Origin of the sequence: Sphingopyxis sp. CCNWLW2 (assembly GCF_037095755.1) — a bacterium.
GTDB lineage: Bacteria > Pseudomonadota > Alphaproteobacteria > Sphingomonadales > Sphingomonadaceae > Sphingopyxis.
This window is the reverse complement of the sequence record NZ_JBAWKJ010000001.1, coordinates 1,600,850-1,625,532: the sequence shown is the minus strand read 5'-3', so window position 1 is coordinate 1,625,532 and position 24,683 is coordinate 1,600,850. Positions and strand designations below refer to the sequence as shown.

The following is a 24,683-nucleotide window of genomic DNA, read 5'->3' as shown; positions in this document are numbered from 1 at the left end:
ATCGTCAACGTAAAGGCGATTGGGGGAAGGCGGTTTTTAGAAACCGGCCTTCAACGTCACAAAGAACTGTTGCGGCGCACCCGTCAGCAAGGTCTGACTATCACCGCGGTTGGCGAAGCCGTTCGTCCCGATCGTCGACACATATTCCTTGTCGAACAGGTTCGTCGCATTGGCCTGGATCGAGATGCGCTCGTTGAGACGGTAACCGATGCTGGCGTCGACGATCACGAACCCGCCGACCTCGGCGTCATTCTCGTACGAATAATAGCGCTTCGACGTGTAGTTGGCGCCGACGCGCGCGAAGAAATCGCCATTGTCCCAGGTGATTTCGCCCTTGGCGAGATGGCGCGGCGAATTGACCACCGTCTTGCCCGCAGTCGCCGCGACGACCGCGCCCGCCGCGGTCACGACATCGTCCTGATATTCGGAGTCGTTGTACGCATAGGAGGCGAAGAGCGAGAGTTCGGGGGTGACGCGGAACGTGCCAGCCGCCTCGACGCCCCACGAGCGGACGTCGCCGACGTTGCTGAGGATCGCCGGATTGCCCTGAATGCCCGACCCGTTGGCGAACGCGATGATACGATCCTTGAAGTCGACATAATAGCCCGCGATCACGCCCTGAAAGCGCGACGATTTGGTGCGGAAGCCGAGCTCGTAGGTCGTCGAGGTTTCGGGCTTCAGATCGAGCGCGTCGAAACCCGCCTGGGTCGTGGCGAAGGGACCGCCCGTCGCCGACGATTCGAAGGCGCGGATATTCTCGGTATAGCTCGTGAACAGCTCGTTATCGTCGTTCAGGCGATAGAGCAGCCCCACCTGCGGCAGGAACCAGTCCTTCGCCTCGGTCTTCCCCGACGCGAGCCCGCCGCGCACGATCGGCGTCGCAAGGTTGGTGACGCGCAGCCCCTTCCAGCCCGCATTGATCTGGAAGCTGCCAAGGTCGAGCGTGTCCTGCACATGATATTGCAGCGTCTGGGTGTTGAAATCGAACTCCCACTGGGTCGCGAGCGGATCCTTGGGGAATTTCAGGCTGCCGCGGCTCGGCGCGCCGGTCGTGTTGGCAAGGCCGTAGAAGCGCCGCGCCTGATTGAAGGCGTTATCCTCGTACCACATGCCGATTTCGAACTTGTTGTTGCCCACCTCGAACAGGCTGGAGGTGACGATACCATAACGTTCGATGTCATATTCGGTGGTGCGGATCGTCATCGGCGCGCCGCCGGGGGTCGTGACATAGGGCGTGAACCACAGGCCGCGGCCCTTGTTGCCGTGGTAATAGCCCATCGCCTTCAGCGTCCAGTATTCGCCGAGCGGCGCCTCGACGCCGACGCCGGCCAGCCAGTCCTTACGCAGCCCCGACGCGTCATAATAGGCGTCGTCGACCGTCTGGACCGGCGCGGGGAATGCCTCGCCGGCCCCGGCATAGGGCGCGACATAGGGCGTCCCGAGCGGCAGGCTGCCGTTGGCGACGCCGGTGTTATACGCCGCGCGCGCGACCTGATTCTGATAGACTTTGGCGACCTGAACCGCCGTGTCCCAATCCTTCGCGAAATTGTCCCACTGATAACCGAGGCGGCCGATCATGTCGGCGCTGAGGTCCTGATAGTCGTTCTCGCGGCGGTTCGAATAGTTGACGAAGCCGAAGAACTGGCCGTCGCCAACGGGCTGGACGATGCGCGCGTTGACCTGATCCTGACGCTGGACGCCATTGCCCTTCCACTTGTCGGCATCAGCCCAAGCATAGCTCAGCGACAGGCGCGGCCCGCCGGGCGCGATCTCGCCGCTGTCGATGCGCGCGAAGATACGCTTGGTCTCGTCGCTGCCATAAGTGCCCGACACTTCGACGCCGAGTTCTTCGGCGGGTTGGCGCGAGAAGAATTCGATCGTGCCGCCGAGGTTGCTCGTCGACGCCGCGGCGAGCGAGCCCGCGCCCTGCGCGACTTCGACCCGGCCGACATTCTCGCTGATGATCGCGCGGCTGATGTGCAGACCGTTGTGGTTGCCATAGTTCATATCGCCGAGCGGGACGCCGTCGAGCGTGAAGCCGAGCTGGTTCTGCGAAAAGCCGCGGATCGAGATGCGCGCCGACCATTCATAGGCGCCGAACGGGTCGGCCGCCTGGAAATTGACCCCGGGCAGCTTGTCGATGGCTTTCAGCGGGCTGATCCCCGACACTTCGAGTGCGATGTCGGCGGCGCCCAGTTCCTGCACCTGACGCGCCTGCCCCTGACCGAGCACGACAATCTCTGCGACATCGGCGCTTTCGGCCGCATCGGCCGCGGCGTCTTCGGCGAAGGCCGGCGTCGCGGCCAGCATGGCGAGCGCAGCGATCGAGGCAGCCCCGGCCCGCAGGCGGTTCCTGAATTGAATGGTCATCGATGGATCCCCTTTTCCCGGTCGCGAAATGGCGCCGGGGTCGCGGGGGCATAGGCGGGCGATATTGCTGCGCTGCGGCGAAGGCGTGACAGCGCGGTGACAGAAAGAAGAAGGATCGGCGGCAATCGCGCCGACCTTGAGACCGGAACTTTTTATACAAATCAATTTGCGAAAATCATGTGCCTTGATGGATCATATATTGACAACGCCAAGTTAGCTTGAAGAACGAACTACAGAAAAATTTTAGTTAACACCTTGCCACTCATTGCAAGGAAATGCGTAATATCTCCCAAGTTACTAGTTTATATATTGGGTTAATAACAATTAATTTCAACAACAAAGGGAACTTTGGAGTTCGTTTGGGAATATGGGGTCCAGGGACCAGATCATGTACGAAGGGGATATCTCATGCCTTTCTTCCGTCTTGAATTCCGCCCAGCCCATCTCATCCTCATCCCGGCGTGCTTCGCGCTCGCGGCCTGCGAATCGTCGGGCAGCTACCGCGTCGGCAGTGTCGGCAGCGGCGGTGCCACCGGCGCCGCCGGCCCGGCGGGGGCCCCCGGTCCAGCCGGGGCAACCGGTGCGACCGGCCCCGCCGGCCCCGCAGGCCCGGCCGGTAGCGGTCTCGGCCTCGGCAGCGCGGGCGCGCTCGCGGTTGGCGGGCTTGTCGGCCCCGGCGGCGTCGCCGGCACCGGACTGCTCGCGAACACCGGCGATCCCGCCAGCACCAATCCGGTGATCGGCGGCGTGCTCGTCAAGACGGGCGGGCTCGTCAATGTCATCGCCGACAAGGGGCTGCTGCTCGCCAGCGCGGTCGACGGCAAGGTGCCCGGCAACACCAACCTCGTCGGCACCGTCGTCGGCGTCGTCAAAAGCACCGGCGTCGCGCTCGTCCAGACCGGCAATGGCCAGCAATATCTGGTCGATGGTCTCGCCGCCGCCCCCGGCCAGCTGATTACCGCCTCGATCGGCAAGGCCACCGCGATCGGCAGCCCGACCGCCTCGCCGCTGATCGGCGCGAGCATCCTCTCGCCCGGCCAGCAGAACGGCAGCCTGCTGACCGTCGGTGTCGGATCGGGCGGCCAACTCGTCACGCTCCAGCCCGGAACCGGCGGTAATCTGCTCGGCGGCGCCACCGGCGGCCTTACCGGCGGCAGCCCCGTCGGATCGCCCGTCACGTTGGTCAGCAACGTCGTCACCACGGCGACCGGCGCGCTCGGACAGGTGGGCGGCGGCGCGACGGACGGCGGCACAGCGGTCGATCCCGTCACCGGGCTCGTCACCGGGGTCACCGGCACCGTCGGGGGCGTCCTCGGCGGCCTGAAACCGAAGCGCGGCAACTGAAGCCGCACCCTATGCGCCCATTGCGCTACGCCTGCGCCGCGGCGGTGGTCGGAGCCCTGCTCCTCCCCGCCGCGGCGCTCGCGGCCCAGCCCGCGGCGACGCCGCTCGACGGCCGCCCGCCCCTCGCCCCCGACCGCAGCCGCGATCCGCTTCCCGATCCCGAGGCAAAACCGCTCTCGCTCGGCAAGGTCGAACTCGGCGCGCGGCCCGACGTCACCATCCGCGAAATCCGCTTCGTCGGTGCGGGCGTGCCCGCCAATGTCGGCCGCGCGGCGCAGCGTTTCGTCGGCAAGCCCGCGTCGGCGGACAATCTCGCGAAACTCGCCGCCGCGATGACGCGCGCGTACAATCGCTCGAGCGTCGCGCTTTTCACCCTCGTCATTCCCGAACAGGATCTGTCAGGCGGCATCGTCACCGTCGCCTCGGCCGAGGGCTATATCGGGTCGGTGACGCTGAGCGGCGAGCGCGACAGCGGCCCTGCCCCGCTAGTCGGCAGGATGGCGCGGAGCCTCACTGGCCAGCGTCCGTTACCGCGCGCGCGCTTCGAGCGCGCGCTTGGCAATATCGCCGACATTCCCGGCGTCACCGTCACCCCGTCGCTCGCGCTCGGCGGCGAACAGGGCGCGGTCGCGCTCGACCTCGCAATCGACGCGAAGAAGCCAACGATCGGCCTTGGCTTCACGACGCGCACGAGCCAGTTCGTGAACGACGGCATCGTCGAGGCGAACGCGCGCGGCACCAGCCTGCTGCGCAGCGGCGACGAAACGCGACTCACCGGCGCCGCAGCGGCCAACCTCAAATCCCTGCTCTACCTCGCCGCGAGCCATTCAACCCCGATCGGCGCCAGCGGCACGCGCGCCGAAATCTCGGCCGCGGCGCTGCGCACCCGTCCAAAGGGGCTCGCGATCGACGGTGAAGCATGGAGCACGGGGCTGGGCGTCACCCACCCGCTGATCCGCGCGAATCGACGCAATCTGGTCGCTGCGGCGCGGATCGACTATCTCGATTCAAAGAATGCGCTGTTCGGCTCGACGATCGCCGCCGAAAAGACCTGGACGGCGAGCGGCAGCCTCGCCTTTCGCCTCAGCGAAGAGCGCACCGTCGTCGGCGCGCGGATCGGCGGCGCCAAGGGGCTCGATTTCGCGGGCGCACGCGTCGATCCCGGCGTCGGCGAGGTGGATTTCCTCTATGCCGACGCCAGCATCGAGGCGAATCAGGCGATCGGCAAGGCCCTGGTCGTCCGTGCCGCCGCGACCGGCCGCTGGACGCGCGACCGCCTGCCCGCGGCGCAGCGTTTCAGCGTTGGCGGTGCCACCTTCGGCCGCGCGTTCGACGACGGCTTGGTCAATGGCGATCGCGGCTATGCCGCCTTTGGCGAATTCGTGCTGCGCCCGCTGCGCGGCGGCAAGCTGGCGAAGAGCGAGATTTACAGCTTCATCGACTATGCCGACGTCACGCTGCTCGCGCGCACGGCGATCCCGAAAACCGGGTTCACGCTCGGCAGCTGGGGCGGTGGCGTGCGCCTTTCCTGGTCCGAAAATGCCACCATCGGCCTCGAACTCGCCGACGCTTGGAACCAGCCGGTGCCCGGCTATGATCAGGACTGGCGCGTCGCGCTCAGTTGGAAATTGTCGCTTCGTCCGTGATCGCCGGACCGAGCGCCGCGGCCGCGACATAAAGCTTGTCGGCAAGCGGGTAGAGTTCGCGCTCCTCGCGTTCGATCCGCAACGCCAGCAAGCCGAAGATCGCTGCCGTCTCGCGGCCGAATTCCGCCCATTTGGCCTCGACCCTTTTGGGGGTCCATGTGTCGTCATAGGCGACATAGTCCGCCGCCAGATCGCCCATTTCCAGTTCGAATTCGCGCGTGATGTGCATCAGGTCCGGGTCGCCGGTCGCCCGCAGGCGCGGATAGAGGATCCAGTCCTCGCATTTCAGGTGGCGCACCAGCATCTCGCGAAGCCGCCCGCGGGCCGACGCGAGCTCGGTCAGCTGCGGCGGCCCCGGGGTGTTGGTCAGTTCGGTCACGATCCGCGCCAGCGCGATCAGCGCCGCATGTTCGGCGCGCAGTCGCTCTATTTCGTGGCTCAAAGGCATAGCTGCTCCAAGCGATACGAACGGGTCCCTCGGGCGTCATCTTGAGGGCACCGCAATGGGAAAGCAAATTGATATTCGATAACGTTCGAAACGCACGAAGGGTCCGCACCGGAATGGACCCTTTCTGCTTCTTGTCGGGTCGGCGGGGCGAGCAGGTGTCAGCGGCCCCGACATGGGAACCGCTCCCCGCCTTGTTCATTGTGACTCGGGATAGCGAAAGGAACGTCGATGGCCGCACGCGCTTACTGGAAGGGGCAGATCCGGCTCGCGCTGGTATCGATCCCGGTCGAAATCTATTCGGCGACCAAATCGGGCGCCGCGGTCACCTTTCGCCAGATCCACGAACCGAGCGGCAAGCCGGTCAAATATGAGAAGGTCGTGCCGGGCATCGGCGCGATCGACCATGACGATATCGTCAAGGGCTTCGAACTGTCGAAAGGCAATTATGTGCTGCTCGACGAAGAAGAGATCGAGGCGGTCAGGCTCGAGAGCAAACGCACCCTGGAGCTCGTCCAGTTCGTCGACACCGACGCGATCGACGTCCTTTATTACACCAAGCCCTATTATGTCGTCCCCGCCGACGAGCTTGCCGAAGAAGCCTATATTGTCCTCCGCGAAGCGCTCAGACGCACGAAGAAGGTCGGTCTCGGCCAGCTCGCGCTGCGCGGGCAGGAGCAGCTTGTCGCGCTGCGCCCCTGCGGGCGCGGCCTCGTGCTCGAAGTGCTGCGCTATGCCGACGAGGTGAACAAGGCGGCGAATTATTTTCGCGACGTCGGGAGCAGCAAACCCGACGCCGACCTGCTCGACCTCGCCGAAACGCTGATCGGCAAGAAGAGCGGCAAGTTCGACGCAAGCGACTATCACAATCATTATGTCGACGCGCTCAAGCGCGTGATCGCCAAAAAGGCGAAGGCGAAGGGCAAGCGCGTGCTCGAGGATGTCGAGGAACCCGCCGAGGTCTCGCGCGGCTCGAACGTGATCGACCTGATGGCGGCGCTGAAAGCCTCGGTCGACGGCAAGAAGAAAGCCCCCGCCGCCGAGGAAAAGAAGACGCCCGCCAAGAAGGTCCCGGCGAAGAAGGCACCCGCCCGAAAGCGCGCCTGACATGGCGAAGCGCGCCGATCCGCTCGCGCAATATAACGCCAAGCGCGATTTCGCGCTGACCCCCGAGCCCGCGGGCAAAATTGCCCCCGGTAAGGGCGACCGCTTCATCGTCCAGAAGCATGACGCGACGCGGCTCCATTACGACTTCCGGCTTGAGGTCGACGGCGTGCTCAAAAGCTGGGCGGTGACCAAGGGCCCGAGCGCCGCCCCCGCCGACAAGCGCCTCGCGGTGCGCACCGAAGATCATCCGATGAGCTATGCCGAGTTCGAGGGAGCGATCCCAAAGGGCGAATATGGTGGCGGCACCGTGATGCTGTGGGATCGTGGCACCTGGGCGCCGATCGCGGGCAAGAGCGCGAAGGACATCGACAAGGGCCATCTTCACTTCACTCTCGACGGCGAGCGAATGAAGGGCGAATGGCTGCTCGTCCGCATGAAGCCGCGCCCGGGCGAAAAGCGCGAGAACTGGCTGCTGCGCAAGGTCGATGATGCTTTTTCGGGCGGCACCGACGATCTTGTCGGCCGCGAACTCACGAGCATCCTCACCGGCCGTACGATGGCCGAAATCGCCGGCGACGAGGGCGGCGAACAATCATTGAAGGGCGCCAAGGGCGCGGCCTTCACGAAAAAGATGCAGGCGGCCGCCGCGCACAACAAGAGGGTCGCCAAACCCGCCGCGAAGGGCAAACCACCCAAATTCCGCCCGCTCCAGCTCGCGACGCTCGTCGACGCCGTCCCCGGTGGTAACGGCTGGTTCCACGAAATCAAATATGACGGCTACCGCGCCGAAATCGCTGCCGCGGGATCGGACGTGCGCGTCTACACGCGCAATGGCCTAGACTGGACCGACAAATTCGCCCCGCTCGTCCGCCACATCGCCGCGCTGGACCTGCCGCCGTGCCTGATCGACGGCGAGATCGTCGCCTATGGCAAGGACGGCAATCCCGACTTCTCGTCGCTGCAAGCGGTGCTCAAGCGCGGCCACGGCGCGCAGGACGAGAGAACGGACCTGCTCTTCTTCGCCTTTGACCTGCTCGAAGAAGGCGGAAAATCGCTCGCCAAGCTCGGCAATCTCGAACGCAAGGAGCGGCTCGAAGCGCTGCTTCGCCACGCAACCCCGCCCGTCGCCGTCGCCGATCATGTCATCGGCGCAGGCGAAAAGCTCTACGCCGCGATGTGCGGTGCGGGGCAGGAAGGCATCATATCGAAACGCGCCGATGCGGCCTATTCGGGACGCCGGTCGAAAAATTGGGTGAAGGTCAAATGCACGCGGCGGCAGGAATTCATCCTCGTCGGCTGGAACCCCTCATCGACCAAGGCGCGCCCCTTCGCCTCGCTCCTCCTCGCGCAGCGCGAGGGCGATGCCCTTGTCTACAAAGGCAATGTCGGCACCGGCTTCGACACCGACACGATGGCCGACCTCGCGAAGAAGTTCGCCGCCCGCGAACGCAAGACCGCGCCGCTCGAAGTCGATGCCGCAACCACGCGCAAGGTCCATTGGCTCAAACCCGATCTCGTCGCCGAAATCGCCTTCGCCGAATTTACCGCGAGCGGATCGGTGCGCCACGCAAGCTTCCTCGGCCTGCGCAGCGACAAGGAGGCAAAAGACGTGACCCCCGAAAAGAAGCAGCCTGCACCCGCTCCGGAAAGCGACGTGAAGATCAGCAGCCGCGACCGCGTGATCTTTCCCGAGGCGAAGGCGACCAAGGGCGACCTCGCCGATTATTATGCCGCGATCGCGCCGGTCATGCTCCCACACACCGCGCGCCGCCCGATCAGCCTCGTCCGTTGTCCGCAGGGGCGCGGCAAGAAATGCTTCTTCCAGAAACATGATTCGGGTTCGTTCGGCGAACATGTGCTGCATGTCCCGATCAAGGAGAAGGACGGCGGGCACGAGGATTATCTCTACGTCGAGGACGCCGACGGCCTGCTCGCCTGCGTCCAGATGGGGACGATCGAATTCCACGGTTGGGGCAGCCATGTCGAAGCGCTGGAAAAGCCCGACCGCATGGTGTTCGACCTCGACCCCGACGAGGGACTCGATTTCGCCGACGTGAAGAAAGCCGCGCTCGACATCCGCCGCCAGCTCGCCGACATCGGGCTGGTCAGCTTCGCGATGCTCTCGGGCGGAAAGGGCGTGCATATCGTCGTCCCGCTCGATCCGGGGCACAGCTGGGACGCGCACAAGGATTTCTCGAAACGCTTCGCCGAGGCGCTGAGCCTCGCCGAACCCGACCGCTTCACCCCGACGATGAGCAAGGCGAAGCGCAAGGGCAAGATTTTCATCGATTACCTGCGCAACCAGCGCGGCAGCACCGCGATCATGCCCTATTCGGCGCGCGCGCGCGAACAGGCGCCCGTCGCGGTGCCGATCGGCTGGGATGCGCTCGCCGATGTCGAAAAAGCGGGGCATTGGACGATCAAGGATGGCGGGGACCTGCTCGACCGCGCCGCGAGCCCCGAACTCAAAGGTTGGGGATTTGCGAACCAGGTGCTTCCGGATTTCTAGCCCATCGGGCCAAGCGCGACTCGCGCACCGGAAATTAGTTAGGGCGCTAAGCGCTGTCAGAATAATACCAATAAAGTACCAAAATTCCGCGCACTTCGCGTGGACGGGGCATAAATTGCGTCAAATTCAGCTTGACGGATAGATTGGTATGTATAAATTTCCCTCAAAATTAGAGCAAAACTTGATCTAAGATCAAAAAGAGGGAGACTTAACATGACCAATGCAAGATATCTGCTCGCTTCGGCCAGCATTGGTACGCTGCTTTTTGCCGCTAGCGCGGCCCACGCCCAAGCCCCTGCCCCGGCCGCCGCCGACGCAGCGGAAAGTGAAATCGTCGTCACCGGCATCCGCGGCTCGCTCCGCGAAGCGATCGACGCGAAGCGTGACCTGTCGGTGATCGCCGACGTCGTGACCGCCGAGGATGTCGGCAAATTCCCTGATAAGAATGTCGCCGAGGCGCTCCAGCGCGTTCCGGGCATCGTCGTCAACCGCGAGTTCGGCGAAGGCGAGCGCGTCTCGCTGCGCGGCACCGCACCGAACCTCACCAAGACCCTGCTCAACGGCCATAGCGTCGCGACCGCCGACTGGTTCATTCTCGACCAGGTCGCCTCGACGCGCAGCTTCAACTACCTCACCCTGCCCGCCGAGATCATCGGCCGCCTCGAAGTCTACAAGAGTCCGCAGGCCGACGTCGAGGAAGGCGGGGTCGGCGGTACGATCAACGTCATTACGCGCAACCCGCTCGACCTCGAACCGCTCACCCTCTCCGCCTCGGTGCAGGGCGTCTATTCGGACCTGTCGGGCAAGTTCGACCCGCAGCTTTCGGGCCTCGTCAGCTGGAAGAATGAAGCCGAAACCTTCGGCGTCCTCGTCGGCGCCATCTATCAGAAGCGCCGCACGCGCCGCGACGGGCTCGAAATCTTTGGCTACCGCTCCTTTCCCGTCGGCGGCGGGCAGAGCGCGCTGGTCCCGACGCTGATCGGTTCGACGATGTTCGAACAGGACCGCGAACGCTATGGCGCCAATATCGGCATCCAGTTCCGTCCGTCGGACGAACTCGAAGTCAACATCACCGGCCTCTATTCGCGCTTCAACGCCGACAACTTCAACCAGAACTATATCGCATGGGGCGAACAGGCACTAGGCGGCGGCGGCACGATCAGCAACGCGGTGGTGCAGGACGGCGTCGCGGTTGCGGGCAATGTCGCGTCGCGCGCCGGCGGCACGCAGGGCTTCGGGGTCGTCTATGACGCGATCGACCGGGCGGCGGTCGCCAAGACCGTCTCGGCCGACTTCGACCTGACGTACCGCCCGACCGACAGCCTGTCGGTGCATTTCAAGGCCGGCTGGACCAAGGCGAACGGCGACACGAGCAACGAGAATTTCATCGAGTTCGCGGGCCCCGGCGCCTTCGCCTATGACCTGCGCAGCGGCCGTCCCGAAGTCAGCTTCTCCAATCCCAACCCGCTCAACCCGGCGGGCATCCGCCCCGACTTTGCGCGTATGCAGTCGGTGACGAACGACGATGAGGAGAAATATTTCTATCTCGACGTCGAAAAGCAGGTCGAATGGGGCCCGATGACCGCGCTCAAATTCGGGGTCAAATATACCGACCACGACCGCGTCGCCGAACGCTTCGCGACCAATGGCGGCGTGTTCACCCCGGGCCTGCGCTGCGGCGCTGCCGCCTGCACCTCGGCCGATTTCGCGACCGGCAGCGGGATGCCCGGCGACTTCCTCGACAATATCGCGGCGCCCGGCACGCTGAAGGATTATTGGCGCGTCGATCCGGCGAAGCTCCGCGCGATCTATGGCGCCCAGACCGCGCCCGGAACCGATCGCTTCCTCGTCCCCGGCAACAGCTATTCGATCAACGAAAAGGCGTGGGGCGGCTATGGCCTCGCGAAATTCGGCGGCGACGGCTGGCGCGGCAATGTCGGCGTGCGCGTGATCGAGACGAAGCAGACCTCGGACGGCTTCATCATCGGCGGCGCGAACCCGCAGTTCACCAATCCGTTCGGCGGCTTTACCCCGTCGACGGCGAAGCGGTCGTACACCGACATCCTGCCGAGCGCGAACCTGTCGGTCGACCTGTCGCCTCAGGTCGTGCTGCGCTTCGCCGCGGGCAAGACGGTGACGCGCCCCGACTTCGTCGACATCACCCCCGGGGTCGATCTCAACGGCACCTTGCTGACCGGCCGCGGCGGCGATCCGAACCTCGATCCGTACCGCGCCAACCAGTATGACCTGTCGATCGAATGGTATCCCGACCGCGAGACGATCGTCGCGCTCGCCGCCTTCTACAAGGATATCCAGTCGTACATCGTCAACACGACCTCGACCGAAATCCTGCCGAGCGTCTTCGTGCCGGGGTCGCAGCCCGCGGGCTGCGTCGCGGCGGGCGGCGGCAATCCGAACCTGTTCAACTGCCCCTATCAGATCAACCGCCGCAGCAACGGCGACGGCGGTCGCAACCAGGGCTTTGAATTCCAGGTGTCGCGCCCGATCTGGGGCGGCTTCGGTGCGGTGGTGAACTACACCTATTCGGACGCCAAGGCGAACAATGGCGATCCGATCCCGGGCAACTCGAAACACTCGCTCAACCTGTCGGGCTATTTCGAGAACGACCTCGTCAGCGCGCGGCTGTCGTATAACTACCGGTCGAAATTCTTCATCGATATCGACCGCGCGGCACCGCTCAACCAAGCCGCGCTGTCGTCGCTCGACGCGTCGGTCAGCGTCAACATCACCGACAATATCGCGCTCACCGCCGACGCGATCAACCTGACCAACCAGAAGATCGAGCAATATTCGGGCACCCGCGACCGCCCGCGCGCGATCTATGACAATGGCCGCCAATTCTATGTCGGCGCACGCCTGAAGTTCTGATCCCCCCGCAACCGGCACCCGGCGCACGCAGCGCCGGGTGCCGGTTCGGACTGCTATTGCGCAGCCGCGCGATAGCGCGTCGGCGGCACCCCGAACCGCCGCACAAAGGCCGTCGCAAAATGGCTGGGTGACGCAAAGCCCGTCGCCAACGCCACCTCGGTCACCGGCTCCTCGCCATACCACAGGCGGCGCGCCGCCTCGTCGAGCCGCGCACGCATCACATATTGCCAAGGGGACAGGCCGAAAGCCTGCTGGAACGCTTCGGTGAAGCGGCGAACGTCGAAGCCGACCAACGACGCCAGTCCGGCAAGGCTATGCTCCGCATCGAGCTGCCCGCGGATCGCATCGACGAGGCGGTTGCGATCCGACGCCGACAGGGCACGATGCCCCGGCACCCGCTCGCGATAGCCATAGAACCGACGCAGATGTTGCTCGAGCGCATCGCCAACCTCATGCGCCGCCATTCGTGCCAGATCGTCGTCGGCGTTGTGCATCAATTCGAACAGCCGCGCCGCCCCATCAAAGAGGACATCGTCGCGATGGCGGACCCGCGCGGCGAGCGGCGCATCGGCGAGCAATGCGATCGGCACGCGCAGTTCGACGAACTCCGCCCGCTCGCCTTGCGCAAGCGCGGCATAGCGGCACGCCGCCGGAATCACCCACAGATCGCCGCGCGACGGCAGCACCGGACCCGAGGGCCCGACCGAAAACTCGCACTCCATCTGGTCGAGCCGGCCGCCCAGGTGGACGACGACGATATGATGATCTTCCTCGAACGCCCAGTCGGTGGGCTGCTCCAGATTTTCGGTTGCGGCAAGAACAGCGAGCCGACCGATCTGCGCCTGATACCGCGCGACGACGTCGCGCCCCGATCGCGGCCTGATACCATCCCAGACGGTTGCGGCTTCGGTCAATCACCCACCTTGCGAGCCCCCACGACTCGCCGAAGATAATATTCGAATATTGTGCCGGAATTTGAAAGCGGACAAGGCGAAAGCGCCTTAGCCTTGGATAATCAACGACCAAGGAGACCAAAATGGCCGATCACAGCATCCAGGGTAAAACCGTCCTCATCGCGGGCGGCGGCAAGAATCTCGGCGGCCTCATCGCACGCGACCTCGCCGCGCAGGGCGCGAGGGCGATCGCGGTGCATTACAACAGCGGCGCCTCGGCCGCCGAGACCGAGGCAACGCTCGCCGCGATCCGCGCCACCGGGGCCGAGGCGGTCGCCTTTCAGGCCGACCTCACGTCCGCCGCTGCGATGGAAAAGCTTTTCGCCGACACGATCGCCGCGATCGGCCGCCCCGACATCGCGATCAACACTGTCGGCAAGGTGCTGAAAAAGCCCTTCACCGAGATCAGCGAAGGCGAATATGACGAGATGACGGCGGTCAATTCGAAGACCGCCTTCTTCTTCCTGAAGGAGGCGGGCAAACATGTGAACGACAATGGCAAAATCTGCACGCTCGTTACATCTTTGCTCGGCGCCTACACGCCCTTCTACGCCGCCTATGCGGGGACCAAGGCGCCGGTTGAACATTTCACCCGCGCCGCATCGAAAGAGTTCGGGACACGCGGCATTTCGGTGACCGCGATCGGCCCCGGTCCGATGGACACCCCCTTCTTCTACCCCGCCGAGGGCGCGGATGCGCAGGCCTATCACAAGTCCGCCGCGGCGCTCTCTGCCTTCACGAAGACCGGGCTCACCGACATTCAGGATATCGTGCCGTGGATCCGTATGCTGGTATCGGACGGCTGGTGGATGACCGGCCAGACGATCCTCGTCAACGGCGGCTACACGACCAAGTGACCCCTCCCCCTGCCGCTATCCCGGCGGCCGGGACAGCCGGGCGGATGGCGCACCTCCGCGCTATCCGCCCGATTTGTCGGAAAAGCCGAATCGATCGGCGCCCGGCCTGACCGGAGCCGTCACAGTCCGGCCGCCGCGATTATTCGCAGCAGCGGTCAGGGTCGTCCGACGCATCGAGGGCGACGAGCAGCCCGACCCCCGCGAGGAGGGCGAGACCGCCGACGACGACCGCCACGGTCCCCGCGTCGGACATGTTGCTGCGCCCCTTCGCCGGCGTCGACCGGCCGGGCGCATAGTGCGCCGGTGTCAGCCGCTGCCCGGCGAGCGAGAGATGCGGCGATCGCTCATCGCCCGAAAAGCCGAATTCGAGCCCCTCGCCAATGCGCCACGCGGGGCCCTTCAGCCCCGCCCCGTCGCTCCGCTGCATCGGCGCCATGGTCAAGCCGACGCGAAGCTTCCGTGCCTCGTCGCTTTTCGTTCCGCCGAGCGGGATGCGCAGGCGCGCGCCGACAAAGCCCCCCGTCGCGACCGGACCGGCGCCGTTCAGAGGAACGCTGCCCTCGATCGTCTGGGCGTGGAGCGGCGACGCGCAGCAGGACAGCAGCGCAAGCGATGCGGCGATGGATTTCATGGTCATTGGATGCCCCTCCCTGAAACCCGATCCTCGCCCTGAAATACGGCCGAAGAATGGCCACGGATTGCCGCCCGCGCCGCCATTGACAGCTTCCCGCCCCTAACGCCGCCTGACCCCGTAATCGATCCGGATCCGGACCCAGGCGCCCACCAGCGGCCGTCCGCCAAGGCGCGGGGGCCGCACCTGGAACGCCCACGCCGCGGCGAGCACCGCGCGATTGATCTGCGATCCGTTCGGATATTCGTCGAGCCCGACGCAATCCTCGACGCGATAATCGGGCGCAGTGCGGCAAGCGATCAGCCCCCATCCGGGCCCGCTGGCGGTCGACAAATAGCCGCGAAGCTCATCGTCTCTCGGCTCGCGATACCAGGCCGCCGCATAGAGCGGCTCGCCATTGGGAGCCGTCCCCACCCGCTCGGTGTCGCGCGAGGCGGAGGAGCCGCCGCCGGTGTTGGGCGGCCCATAAACCTTCCCGCTCGGCGGACGAACCGGCGTCGGCGGAAGCGCCGGCGCGGGCGGCTGTTCGGTCGGCTTCGTTATGATCGGCGGGACCTTCGGCTCCACGGGTCGCGGGGGCAGCACTTCTTCGGCTACCGGCCGCGGCGGCACGGGCGGCTCTTCGGCCTGCTCGCGCTTCGCGCTGCTCGGTTTCGGCGCTTCCGCTGAAATCTGGCTGGCCTCGAGGCTCACCACGCTGACACGCGTCTCGCGATAGTCGGGCTCCGCTTCAAAGCCAAAGGAGAGCAGCAGGAGCAGCAGGAGCGCGGGGATCAGAACCGCCAGGCTGATGGCAAGCGTGCGGCGCCCCGCCCCGATGCTGAGCTGTTCGACATAGGGAGTGGCTGGAACAGGGCTCAGCTGAAGCAATCTTTGGTGGCGGCGTCGGCTGGTCGGGGCGCCTGGGGCCAGGTTCGCGACGGATAGTGGGGCACCAGGCCTTTGACAAGGGCGGCGCCGTTCGACCACGAAATTGCGCGCGGACCTTTCACCCGACCTCGCGCCATTCCCCCGGCGCCAGCGCGCCAAGCTCCCACCCCCCGATCCGCCAGCGCACCAGCCGCAGCGTCGGATAGCCGACCGCGGCGGTCATGCGGCGAACCTGGCGGTTGCGGCCTTCGGTGATCGTCAGTTCGATCCAGCTGTCGGGAACGCTCTTGCGGTATCGCACGGGCGGGTCGCGGTCCCACAGCAGGGGCGGGTCGATGCGGCGGACGGTCGCGGGGCGCGTCATGCCATCGTTCAGTTCGACTCCGGCACGCAGCTGATCGAGGCTCGCCGCGTCGGGCTCGCCCTCGACCTGCGCCAGATAGGTTTTGGGCGTCTTGTGCTTCGGCGACGAAATGCGCGCCTGCAGCGCGCCGTCGTCGGTCAGGATCAGCAGGCCTTCGCTATCGCGGTCGAGCCGCCCGGCCGGATAGACGCCGGGCACGTCGATATAGTCGGACAGCGTCGCGCGCGCCTCGGGCGTGCCGCGATCGGTGAACTGGCTGAGCACGCCGTACGGCTTGTTGAACAGGATCAACCGTCCCAACGCTTGGACTCCCACAGGATGGAAATGCGCCACCCGATGCGGAGGACTGACGTGCATCGAACCGGAGCGGCGGACGACTCCCCGCCGCTGGCGCCCCGCCCTCATGCGCTTCGCCGGACGTCAATTCAAGCCGTTGTTGCCCGTCCGACGGCGGTCAGAAGGCGGACGGCTGCGCCGCCGCGCCCGTATCGGGGCTGCTGCCGGGACGCCCGCCCTGAGCATTGACCGCCTCAACGGTCAGCGCCAGCGGATACAGCCCTGCGTCCTCGCGCTCGATGCGCGCGGCAAGCGCTTCGAGTATCCCCTTGGTCGCGGCGCAATAGCCCGCCCAGTCCGCCGCGATCGCGTCGGGCAGCCATTGGCGGCTATAATCGGTGAACGCCTCCGAAATATGCCCCATTTCGTCGACGTAATTCTGCGCGGTGTCGGTCAGCTGGCGGTCACCGCTGGCAAGAAGCGAGGGATAGAGCACCCAGTCTTCGCGCTTCAGATGCGCGATCAGCTCGGTGCGGAACCGCGTGCGCACCGCGTTGAAATCCTCGCGCGCTTTCGCATCGTGCGGGAATGCCCCCGCGACATGGCGTCCCAAATGACCGGCGAGCGAGAGCAGTCGGCGATGCTCGTTCCTGAGCCGTTCGATTTCCACGCGCATCGTCATCGCCATCTCTCCTCTGTGCAGGAGAGTCGGATGCTATGCTTGTCGCGTGAAAAAAGAATTGAACCGCCGGTAACGCCGCGTTCACAAAAAACGCAGCGCTACCGCCGATACTGTAATTACGCCGCTTCTTTCTTGCGCGATGCTTTCTTGCGCTCATGCGGGTCGAGCAGCGTCTTGCGGATGCGGATATTCTTCGGGGTCACTTCGACCATCTCGTCATCGTCGATATAGGCGATCGCCTGTTCGAGCGTCATGCGCTTCGGCGGGGTCAGGCGGATCGCGTCGTCCTTGCCCGTCGAACGGAAGTTGGTGAGCTGCTTCGACTTCATCGGGTTGACCTCGAGGTCGTCGGGCTTCGCATTTTCGCCGATGATCATGCCCTCATACAGCGCCTCGCCGGGCGAGACGAAGAGGATACCGCGCTCTTCGAGCGGGCCCAAGGCATAGGCGACGGCTTCGCCATTGCCGTTCGAGATCAGGACGCCATTCTTGCGGCCCTCGATCACGCCCTTGTACGGGCCGTACTTCTCGAACAGACGGTTCATAATCCCGGTGCCGCGCGTGTCGGACAGGAATTCGCCATGATAGCCGATCAGGCCGCGCGAGGGACCCGAGAAGGTGATCCGCGTCTTGCCGCCACCCGACGGGCGCATGTCGGTGAGGTCGGCCTTGCGGACCTGCATCTTCTCGACAACCGTGCCCGAATGTTCGTCATCGACGTCGATCACGACGGTTTCATAAGGTTCGGTGCGCTTGCCGGCCTCGTCCTCGCCATAGAGGACCTTCGGACGGCTGATGCCGAGCTCGAAGCCTTCGCGGCGCATCGTTTCGATGAGCACGCCGAGCTGAAGCTCGCCGCGGCCCGCGACTTCGAAGCTGTCCTTGTCGGCGCTTTCGGTGATGCGGATCGCGACATTGGTTTCGGCTTCGCGGAACAGGCGGTCGCGGATCATGCGGCTCGTCACCTTGCTGCCCTCTCGGCCCGCCATCGGCGAATCGTTCACGGCAAAGCGCATCGACAGCGTCGGCGGATCGATCGGCTGCGCGGCGATCGGGGTGCTGACGCTGGTGTCGGCGATGGTGTTCGCGACGGTCGCCTGCGCGAGGCCCGCGATCGCGACGATGTCGCCCGCGCGCGCTTCCTCGACGGGAACGCGGTCGAGCCCGCGGAACGCGAGCAGCTTCGACGCACGGCCGGTTTCGATGACCTTGCCGTCCATGTCGATCGCGTGGATCGGCTGGTTGACCTTAACCGTGCCCGACTGGACGCGGCCGGTCAGGATGCGGCCGATGAAATTGTCGCGGTCGAGCAGGGTGGCGAGGAAGGTGAAGGGCGCGTCTTCGGGCAGGCCCGGGGTCGGGACGTGCGACACGATCGTCTTGAACAGCGGCTCGAGCGTGCCTTCGCGCGCGTCGGGGCTGTCCGAGGCGAAACCGCCGCGGCCCGAGGCGTAGAGGATCGGGAAGTCGAGCTGTTCGTCATTGGCTTCGAGCGTCAGGAACAGTTCGAACACCTCGTCGAGCACTTCGGCGGCGCGCGCGTCGCTGCGGTCGATCTTGTTGACGACGACGATCGGCTTGAGGCCGAGCGCGAGCGCCTTGCCGGTCACGAACTTGGTCTGCGGCATCGGGCCTTCGGCGGCGTCGACGAGCAGGATGACGCCGTCGACCATGCTGAGGATGCGCTCGACCTCACCGCCGAAGTCGGCGTGGCCCGGGGTGTCGACGATGTTGATGCGCGTCAGGTCGGCGCCTTCGCCCCACTCGACCGAGGTGCATTTCGCCAGGATGGTGATCCCGCGTTCCTTTTCCAGATCGTTCGAATCCATCGCGCGCTCTTCGACGCGCTGGTTGTCGCGGAACGTGCCCGACTGGCGGAACAGCTGGTCGACGAGGGTGGTCTTGCCATGATCGACGTGCGCGATGATGGCGATATTGCGCAAAGACATGCGGAAGGGCCTTATTGGAAGGGGGCAGCGCCCGGAGCGCCGCGAAACGCCGCGCCCCTAACAGAATGGGTGCTGCGGCGCAACATGATTGCCGATGGCGCGCTTTATCGCAGCGATCGCGCCAAATGCTCTGCATTGTAGAGCGAGCGGCCCTCCGCGCGGCGCAACCGCTTTGCCACCCCCTTGTTGAAATCGGCTTTCCAGCGTTCGAGAGCGGGCGAGATCCGGGCGAGGTCGAGCATATCGCCAATCACCTGCAATTCGCGCGAAGCGCCGAGTAGCGCCGCGCGCTCGCGGCCAAAGCCCGGCCCCGCGTAGCGCTCGGCGATCAAACCAAGTTGATGGCGCATCGCCGCAATCGCGAGCCGCGCGCCTTGCGGATCGGCGCGATCCAGCATCAACTCTGCGCCCGCGACGCCGTCGCCGATAGCCGAAAGCTGATCGCCGAGACGCCGCCCAACGCTCGGCTCGCCGGGACAGGCGCGCACCGCGCGAACATAGGTGGCCAGCGCGTCGAGCATCGCGGGGGTTGGCTCCTGCCCGCCGAATTCCTCGACGATTAGGTTGCGAACAAAGGCTTCGAGCACACGCGTATCGGGATCGCGCGCTACCTTTCCCGGCATCGCGAGATCGGGAATCGCAACGGGATCGAACCGCGCATTGCCGCGCGCCGCACTGAAGAAACTGTTCGTGACGTCGGCCGTCCCCGGCGCCGCCGACACGCCCGCGAGCAGAAAATGCGGATTACCGCGCCCATTGATATGGCAGCTCGCGCAGCTCAGCCCCGCCTTCGCCGCCTGCCCGCCGAGCAAGGTCGGTGTGCTGAATAAGGCGCGTCCACTACGGACAAGCTGCGTGTCACTAGCAAGACAGGTCGCGGGCTGTTCCGACAAGAGCGCCTGTTCGGACCCCGGCGCGGTCCAGCGCAGTTGCTCGAAAGCCGGCGGCGCATCCCGCGTCGCCGCGACCCCGACGAGCAGCGCCGCGAACGCGGTCAGCTTGCGGATGAACGCCCCGCCGCGATCCAGCGCTTCAGCTCGTCGACCTCGTGACAGCCGAAACCGCAGATCGCCTCAAGCTTTGCCAGATGCGCCCTGGCGCCCGCCACGTCACCGCGTTCGAGCTTCAGTTCGCCATAATATTCGAGCGCGCCGCGATGCGTCGGCGCGATGGCGAGCGCCTCGCGATAATAGGTCTCGGCCGCATCATAGCGTTTGAGCTTGCGGTTCGCGAAACCCAGATAAGTCAGCACATCGGGATGCGGCCCCGCCGCCCACAGCGCCGCGTCGAGCTTGGCGATCGCGGCTTCGTAGCGATGCTCGTTGATCAGGCCAACGGCGGCAACATAGGTCGCATCGAGCGTCTCGGCCGCGGCCAGCCGCACCTCGGGCTCGACCGCGCTTTGCACCTGCGGCCCCGCGGCCACCGCCGCATCGAGTTTAGCAACCGCATCGGCGAGCTTCGCGGCATCGGCGCAGGTGCCGCCGCAGCCTTCCTGCATCGCCTTCAGCGCCGCGGCCTGCTCGGCCGCCTTTTCCGTCTTGCCGAGCTTCGCCTGCGCGATGCCGAGGTCGCGGCGCGCGACGACCATCTTCTCGTCATAGCGCACCGCGGCTTCGAGCGGCTTCACCGCGCGCGAGAAATCGCCCTGCGCCATATAGCTCGCGCCGAGCAGATAATTGGCCTGGGGGTTCTTCGGGACCGCGGACACGACCTTTTTGAACGCTTTCGCCGCCTCGTCATATTTGCCCGAGGCGAAGGCGTCAGCGCCTTTCTTGTAATCGACCGTTGGGTCGTAGCTGCTCTGGCTCGGCGGTGCGCTGCCGCCCCCTCCGCCGCCACCCGCAGCAAAGGCGAGCGGCGCGACGAAGAGCGCGCAAGCAGCGGCGATGGATAGTGAAGATCGATAGCGCATGACGAGTCTCTCCCGCGGTCGATACGGGCGCCAGCCTATCACAAATGCGGCCCTCGCGGAACGAGGAAGCGACGGTCAGACCATCGCGATCAGCCGCTCGACCTCCTGCCCGGCGACGCGCGCGGCACGGACGAGATTGGCGTGAAAATCGCCCGCGCTGTCGCCGTTCGCTTCGTCGGTGACCGCCTTGATCGCCGCCCAGGGCTTGCCCAGCCGCGCCGCGACCTGCGCCACCGCTCCGACCTCCATATCGACGAGTGTCGCGCCGAGCGCCGCTAGGTCGGCAGCGGCATCGGGGCACGCGACAAAGCTGTCGCCGCTCGCGATGCGCGCGTGCGGCAAGCCGAGGCCGGGGTCGGCCACCGCCGAAAAATGCGCCTCCCCGGCTTCGCCGATCGGCCATTCGCCCGCGCGGTAGCGGCGAAAAAGGCCGGGCTGGCTGGCGCCATAATCATGCTGCAGTGCCTCGGCGAGCCAATAGGCGCCGGGCGCCGCGCCCAGCGAGCCGCACGTTCCCATCATCAGCAGCATATCGGCATCGCCCGCCAACGCGCCCGCACAAAGCGCCGCGTTCACCTTGCCGAGCCCGCACGTTGCGATGGTGAGTCTGTGGCCCGCGACGGCCAGCCGCCGTTCGGCAAACAGTCCGCCGACGCGCTCGCCGGTGCCGGGAAACAGCGCATCGGCCTCTTCGGGCAGCGCGGCGAGGATCAGGATATGGGCCATGGCTGCTTCTAACCCCGCAGATCACAAACGCCAGTGTCCCCGCGAAGGCGGGGACCCATCTCCGACCGGTTCAACATGGAACAGCCAGGAGATGGGCCCCTGCCTTCGCAGGGACACGGGGTCTTGCCAAGCGCGCGTCTCCCCGCCATCGCTCAACTCAATGCTCACCCGCATCTTTCCCGACCGCTTCGTCCCCGTCCTGTTCGCGACAATCCTGCTCGCGAGCCTGCTCCCGGTGCGCGGCGCCGCGGTGCCAATCGCGGGAGGCGTTTCGACCGCGGCGATCATCTTCCTCTTCTTCCTCAACGGCGTACGCCTGCCGCGCGATGAGGTTTTGCACGGCATCCGCAACTGGAAGCTGCAAGGAAGCGCGCTCGCTTTCTGTTTCGGCTTTATGGCGCTGCTCGGCCTCGCGGCGCAGGCGGCGACCGCGCCGCTGCTCCCCGCGACGCTCGCGCTCGGTTTTCTCTTCCTCGGCATCCTGCCTTCGACCGTCCAGTCGGCGACCGCCGCGAGCAGCCTTGCGGGCGGCAATGTCGCGGCGAGCGTCGTCGCGGCGGCGCTGCTCAACCTCAGCGGGGTGGCGCTCTCGCCCCTGCTCTTCGCGCTGCTCGCGGGCAGTGCGGGCGAGATCCATGGTGAGGCGGTGCTGCGCATCGTTTCGATCCTGCTCGTGCCGTTCGTCGCCGGGCAACTCGTGCAGCGCTGGCTGCGGCCGTGGGTGCTCGCGCACCGCGGGCTTGCAACCTTCATGGACCGCACCGCGATCGCGATCGCGGTCTATGTCGCTTTCTCGGCCGCCGTCGTCGCGGGGATCTGGAGCCTGCTCGACGCGCGCGAGATCGCCATCGTGTTCGCCGCGGTCGCGGCGCTGCTTACGCTCTCGTTCGGCGGCGCGTGGGCACTCGGCGGGCTGCTGAAGCTCGCACGGCCCGACCGCATCACGTTGCTCTTTTCGGGGGCGCAAAAGAGCATCGCGGTCGGCGCACCGCTCGCCGCGACGCTTTTCCCGCCCGCCATCGCCGGCATGGTGCTCGTTCCGATCCTCGTCTATCATATGGCGCAACTGATCCTGTCCGCGTGGATCGCGCCGGTGCTGCGGTCGGGACAGGGTGTGGTACTTGAATAACACAGGACCGCATGCCATATAGGCAGGCGGCCCAAATTCTCTCTGTGGGTGGCTGGAAGGAAGACGAATGAGCGAACTGACCGCGACGGCAACCGCGACCGACGAGCTGAAGCTGACCCCGCCCGATCCCGTGCCCGCGGTTTCCCCTGAAAAGGCCGCCGGCCTGGTGCCGCTGTCGACCGAGCAGAAATCGAAGCTCGAGGAACGCGTCGACGGCTTCATCGACGACCTCGTCGCGCAAGACGTCAATTCGCCCGCCTTCGGCCAGAAGGTCGACCAGATCACCAACATGGGCCGCAAGGAAATGCTGGAGGCGGCGAACCAGTCGAACCGTTTCCTCGACCGCCCGATCAAGGCGATGGACCGCGACACCGACATCGGGATGAACCTGATCGAGCTTCGCAACACCGTCGAGCGGCTCGACCCGTCGGCGAACGGCAAGCTTCTGAGCAAGCGCGGCTTTTTCGACAAGATTCTCGGCAACAAAGTGGGCAATTATTTCGCGCAATACCGCAGCGCGCAGACGCATATCGGCGGCATCCTGACCGCGCTCGCCAACGGCAAGGATGAGCTGTTGATGGACAATGCCGCGATCGACGTCGAGCGCCGCAAGCTGTGGGAAGCGATGGGCAAGCTCGAACAGATGGTCCACATCGCGGGCACGCTCGACGCCAAGCTCGAAGCCAAGGCGACCGAACTCGACGGCGTCGATCCCGCGAAAGCCAAGGTGATCCGCGAGAATGCGCTTTTCTATGCGCGCCAGCGGACGCAGGATTTGCTGACCCAAATGGCGGTGACGGTGCAAGGCTATCTCGCGCTCGACCTCGTCAAAAAGAATAATGTCGAGCTGGTGAAGGGCGTCGACCGCGCCTCGACGACGACCGTCGGTGCGCTCAAGACCGCGATCACCGTCGCGCAGGCGATGACGAACCAGAAGCTGGTGCTCGAACAGATCACCGCGCTCAACACGACAACCGCGAACATCATCGACGGCACGTCGAAGATGCTGAAGGACAACACCGCGCGCATCCACGAACAGGCGGCGTCGAGCACGATCCCGATGGAAACGCTGCAGCGCGCGTTCCAGAATATCTATGACACGATGGACGCGATCGACACCTTCAAGCTGAAGGCGCTCGACAGCATGAAGACGACCGTGACGACGCTCGAGGGCGAGGTCGCGAAGTCGAAGGGCTATATCGCGCGCGCCGAGGGCGCGAGCCAGGCGCAGGCCAGCGTCGGCGGCGCCGACAGCCCGCTCGCGTCGCTCGAAGGCTAAGGCAAAATATGAGCATGAGCGAAGTCGACAAGATCCGCATTTCGGCCGCCTCGGCGATCGAACGGTCGCGCGAACGCCGCCGCCCGATCGGCACCAAGAGCGTCGCGCTGCGCCGTCAGCACCTGTATAAAAAGCTCGGCCGTGTGCTGATCGCGGGCGGGATCGTGCTGATCGGCGCCGCGGTGTTCGGCGCACTGATCCAGCCGCTCGGTTTCACCGGGCTGCTCGCGCTGTTCATCCTCCTGATCGGGGTCGCGGTGCTGTTCGGCCGCTCGCCCTTTCCCGAACCGCGCCAGGCCGATCTGCCCAAGACCGACCTCAAGCAGCTCGCGGGCCGCACCGAAATCTGGCTCGAGGCACAGCGCCCCGCGCTCCCGGCCCCCGCGCGCCAGCTCGTCGACGGCATCGGCGTCCAGCTCGACCTGCTCGCGCCGCAGCTCCAGACGCTCGACGCGGCGAGCCCCGCAGCGGCGAATATCCGCAAGCTCGTCGGTGAGGATTTACCCGAACTCGTCGCGGGCTATCAGCGCATTCCCGCGGGCCTCCGCACCGAAGCGCACGCCGGGCGCACTCCCGACGAGACGCTCGTCGGCGGATTGAAGATGCTCGAAAGCGAGATCGGCAACGCCGCGCGCAGCCTCGCCGCGGGCGAGCTCGACAAGCTCGCGACGCGCGAACGCTATCTCCAGCTTAAATATCAGGGCATCGATGGCGAGGATGTGCCCGCCAGCTAAAGCCGGAC

Annotated in this window: 20 protein-coding genes; 9 read left to right on the top strand and 11 right to left on the bottom strand. The window is 65.7% G+C overall.

What is annotated here, in order from left to right:
* Positions 1-36 precede the first annotated feature (36 nt).
* The gene (locus V8J55_RS07645; RefSeq protein ID WP_336445058.1) at positions 37-2,370 is read right to left on the bottom strand and encodes a TonB-dependent receptor; all 2,334 of its coding nucleotides are present in this window, start codon (positions 2,368-2,370) and stop codon (positions 37-39) included.
* Between the two features lie 408 nt (positions 2,371-2,778).
* Between V8J55_RS07645 and V8J55_RS07640 the strand changes: the two genes are divergently transcribed.
* Positions 2,779-3,714 (top strand): hypothetical protein, encoded by a 936-nt coding sequence (locus tag V8J55_RS07640; protein ID WP_336445057.1) that lies wholly within the window; start codon positions 2,779-2,781, stop codon positions 3,712-3,714.
* Between the two features lie 11 nt (positions 3,715-3,725).
* On the top strand, positions 3,726-5,360 hold the full coding sequence (locus V8J55_RS07635) for a ShlB/FhaC/HecB family hemolysin secretion/activation protein (protein ID WP_336445056.1): 1,635 nt from the start codon (positions 3,726-3,728) through the stop codon (positions 5,358-5,360).
* Here V8J55_RS07635 and V8J55_RS07630 read toward each other — a convergent pair.
* On the bottom strand, positions 5,332-5,808 hold the full coding sequence (locus tag V8J55_RS07630; protein WP_336445055.1) for a hemerythrin domain-containing protein: 477 nt from the start codon (positions 5,806-5,808) through the stop codon (positions 5,332-5,334). The genes V8J55_RS07635 and V8J55_RS07630 overlap by 29 nt on opposite strands.
* A gap of 228 nt (positions 5,809-6,036) precedes the next feature.
* Here V8J55_RS07630 and ku point away from each other — a divergent pair, with 228 nt between their 5' ends.
* From ku to V8J55_RS07615, 3 genes are all read left to right on the top strand, one after another.
* Positions 6,037-6,912 carry a non-homologous end joining protein Ku gene (gene ku / locus V8J55_RS07625; RefSeq protein WP_336445054.1) on the top strand — a complete coding sequence of 292 codons (876 nt, stop codon included), beginning with the start codon at positions 6,037-6,039 and terminating at the stop codon, positions 6,910-6,912.
* A gap of 1 nt (position 6,913) precedes the next feature.
* Positions 6,914-9,421: a DNA ligase D gene (gene ligD / locus V8J55_RS07620; RefSeq protein ID WP_336445053.1), complete on the top strand. Its 2,508-nt coding sequence runs from the start codon at positions 6,914-6,916 to the stop codon at positions 9,419-9,421.
* 213 nt (positions 9,422-9,634) lie between these two features.
* Positions 9,635-12,310 (top strand): TonB-dependent receptor, encoded by a 2,676-nt coding sequence (locus V8J55_RS07615; protein ID WP_336445052.1) that lies wholly within the window; start codon positions 9,635-9,637, stop codon positions 12,308-12,310.
* A 53-nt stretch (positions 12,311-12,363) separates the two neighbouring features.
* Here the strand turns inward: V8J55_RS07615 and V8J55_RS07610 are convergent, their stop codons facing one another.
* Positions 12,364-13,224, bottom strand: a complete 861-nt coding sequence (locus tag V8J55_RS07610) for an AraC family transcriptional regulator (protein WP_336445051.1) — start codon at positions 13,222-13,224, stop codon at positions 12,364-12,366.
* Positions 13,225-13,346: 122 nt separating this feature from the next.
* Here V8J55_RS07610 and V8J55_RS07605 point away from each other — a divergent pair, with 122 nt between their 5' ends.
* Entirely contained in the window at positions 13,347-14,120 is a 774-nt protein-coding gene (locus tag V8J55_RS07605) for an SDR family oxidoreductase (protein WP_336445050.1), read from the top strand.
* Between the two features lie 139 nt (positions 14,121-14,259).
* Here V8J55_RS07605 and V8J55_RS07600 read toward each other — a convergent pair whose 3' ends face one another.
* The 8 genes from V8J55_RS07600 to V8J55_RS07565 form a co-directional block, all read right to left on the bottom strand.
* A complete protein-coding gene (locus V8J55_RS07600; RefSeq protein WP_336445049.1) occupies positions 14,260-14,757 on the bottom strand; it encodes a hypothetical protein in 498 nt (165 codons plus the stop codon).
* 96 nt (positions 14,758-14,853) lie between these two features.
* Positions 14,854-15,621, bottom strand: a complete 768-nt coding sequence (locus V8J55_RS07595; RefSeq protein WP_336445048.1) for a hypothetical protein — start codon at positions 15,619-15,621, stop codon at positions 14,854-14,856.
* A 118-nt stretch (positions 15,622-15,739) separates the two neighbouring features.
* Positions 15,740-16,285, bottom strand: a complete 546-nt coding sequence (locus V8J55_RS07590; protein WP_336445047.1) for an rRNA large subunit pseudouridine synthase E — start codon at positions 16,283-16,285, stop codon at positions 15,740-15,742.
* 154 nt (positions 16,286-16,439) lie between these two features.
* The gene (locus V8J55_RS07585; protein WP_336445046.1) at positions 16,440-16,943 is read right to left on the bottom strand and encodes a hemerythrin domain-containing protein; all 504 of its coding nucleotides are present in this window, start codon (positions 16,941-16,943) and stop codon (positions 16,440-16,442) included.
* A gap of 116 nt (positions 16,944-17,059) precedes the next feature.
* Complete coding sequence (gene typA / locus V8J55_RS07580) at positions 17,060-18,892, bottom strand: translational GTPase TypA (RefSeq protein ID WP_137889851.1); 1,833 nt, start codon at positions 18,890-18,892, stop codon at positions 17,060-17,062.
* Between the two features lie 104 nt (positions 18,893-18,996).
* Positions 18,997-19,785, bottom strand: coding sequence for a hypothetical protein (locus tag V8J55_RS07575; RefSeq protein ID WP_336445045.1), 789 nt, complete (start codon positions 19,783-19,785; stop codon positions 18,997-18,999).
* Between the two features lie 101 nt (positions 19,786-19,886).
* The gene (locus V8J55_RS07570) at positions 19,887-20,807 is read right to left on the bottom strand and encodes a tetratricopeptide repeat protein (RefSeq protein ID WP_336445044.1); all 921 of its coding nucleotides are present in this window, start codon (positions 20,805-20,807) and stop codon (positions 19,887-19,889) included.
* A 75-nt stretch (positions 20,808-20,882) separates the two neighbouring features.
* On the bottom strand, positions 20,883-21,533 hold the full coding sequence (locus V8J55_RS07565) for a 5'-methylthioadenosine/S-adenosylhomocysteine nucleosidase family protein (protein WP_336445043.1): 651 nt from the start codon (positions 21,531-21,533) through the stop codon (positions 20,883-20,885).
* A gap of 160 nt (positions 21,534-21,693) precedes the next feature.
* Here V8J55_RS07565 and V8J55_RS07560 point away from each other — a divergent pair, with 160 nt between their 5' ends.
* From V8J55_RS07560 to V8J55_RS07550, 3 genes are all read left to right on the top strand, one after another.
* Positions 21,694-22,662 (top strand): bile acid:sodium symporter family protein, encoded by a 969-nt coding sequence (locus V8J55_RS07560; protein WP_336445042.1) that lies wholly within the window; start codon positions 21,694-21,696, stop codon positions 22,660-22,662.
* 67 nt (positions 22,663-22,729) lie between these two features.
* The gene (locus tag V8J55_RS07555) at positions 22,730-23,941 is read left to right on the top strand and encodes a toxic anion resistance protein (RefSeq protein WP_336445041.1); all 1,212 of its coding nucleotides are present in this window, start codon (positions 22,730-22,732) and stop codon (positions 23,939-23,941) included.
* Between the two features lie 14 nt (positions 23,942-23,955).
* Positions 23,956-24,675 (top strand): hypothetical protein, encoded by a 720-nt coding sequence (locus V8J55_RS07550; RefSeq protein ID WP_336445040.1) that lies wholly within the window; start codon positions 23,956-23,958, stop codon positions 24,673-24,675.
* Positions 24,676-24,683: the final 8 nt, after the last annotated feature.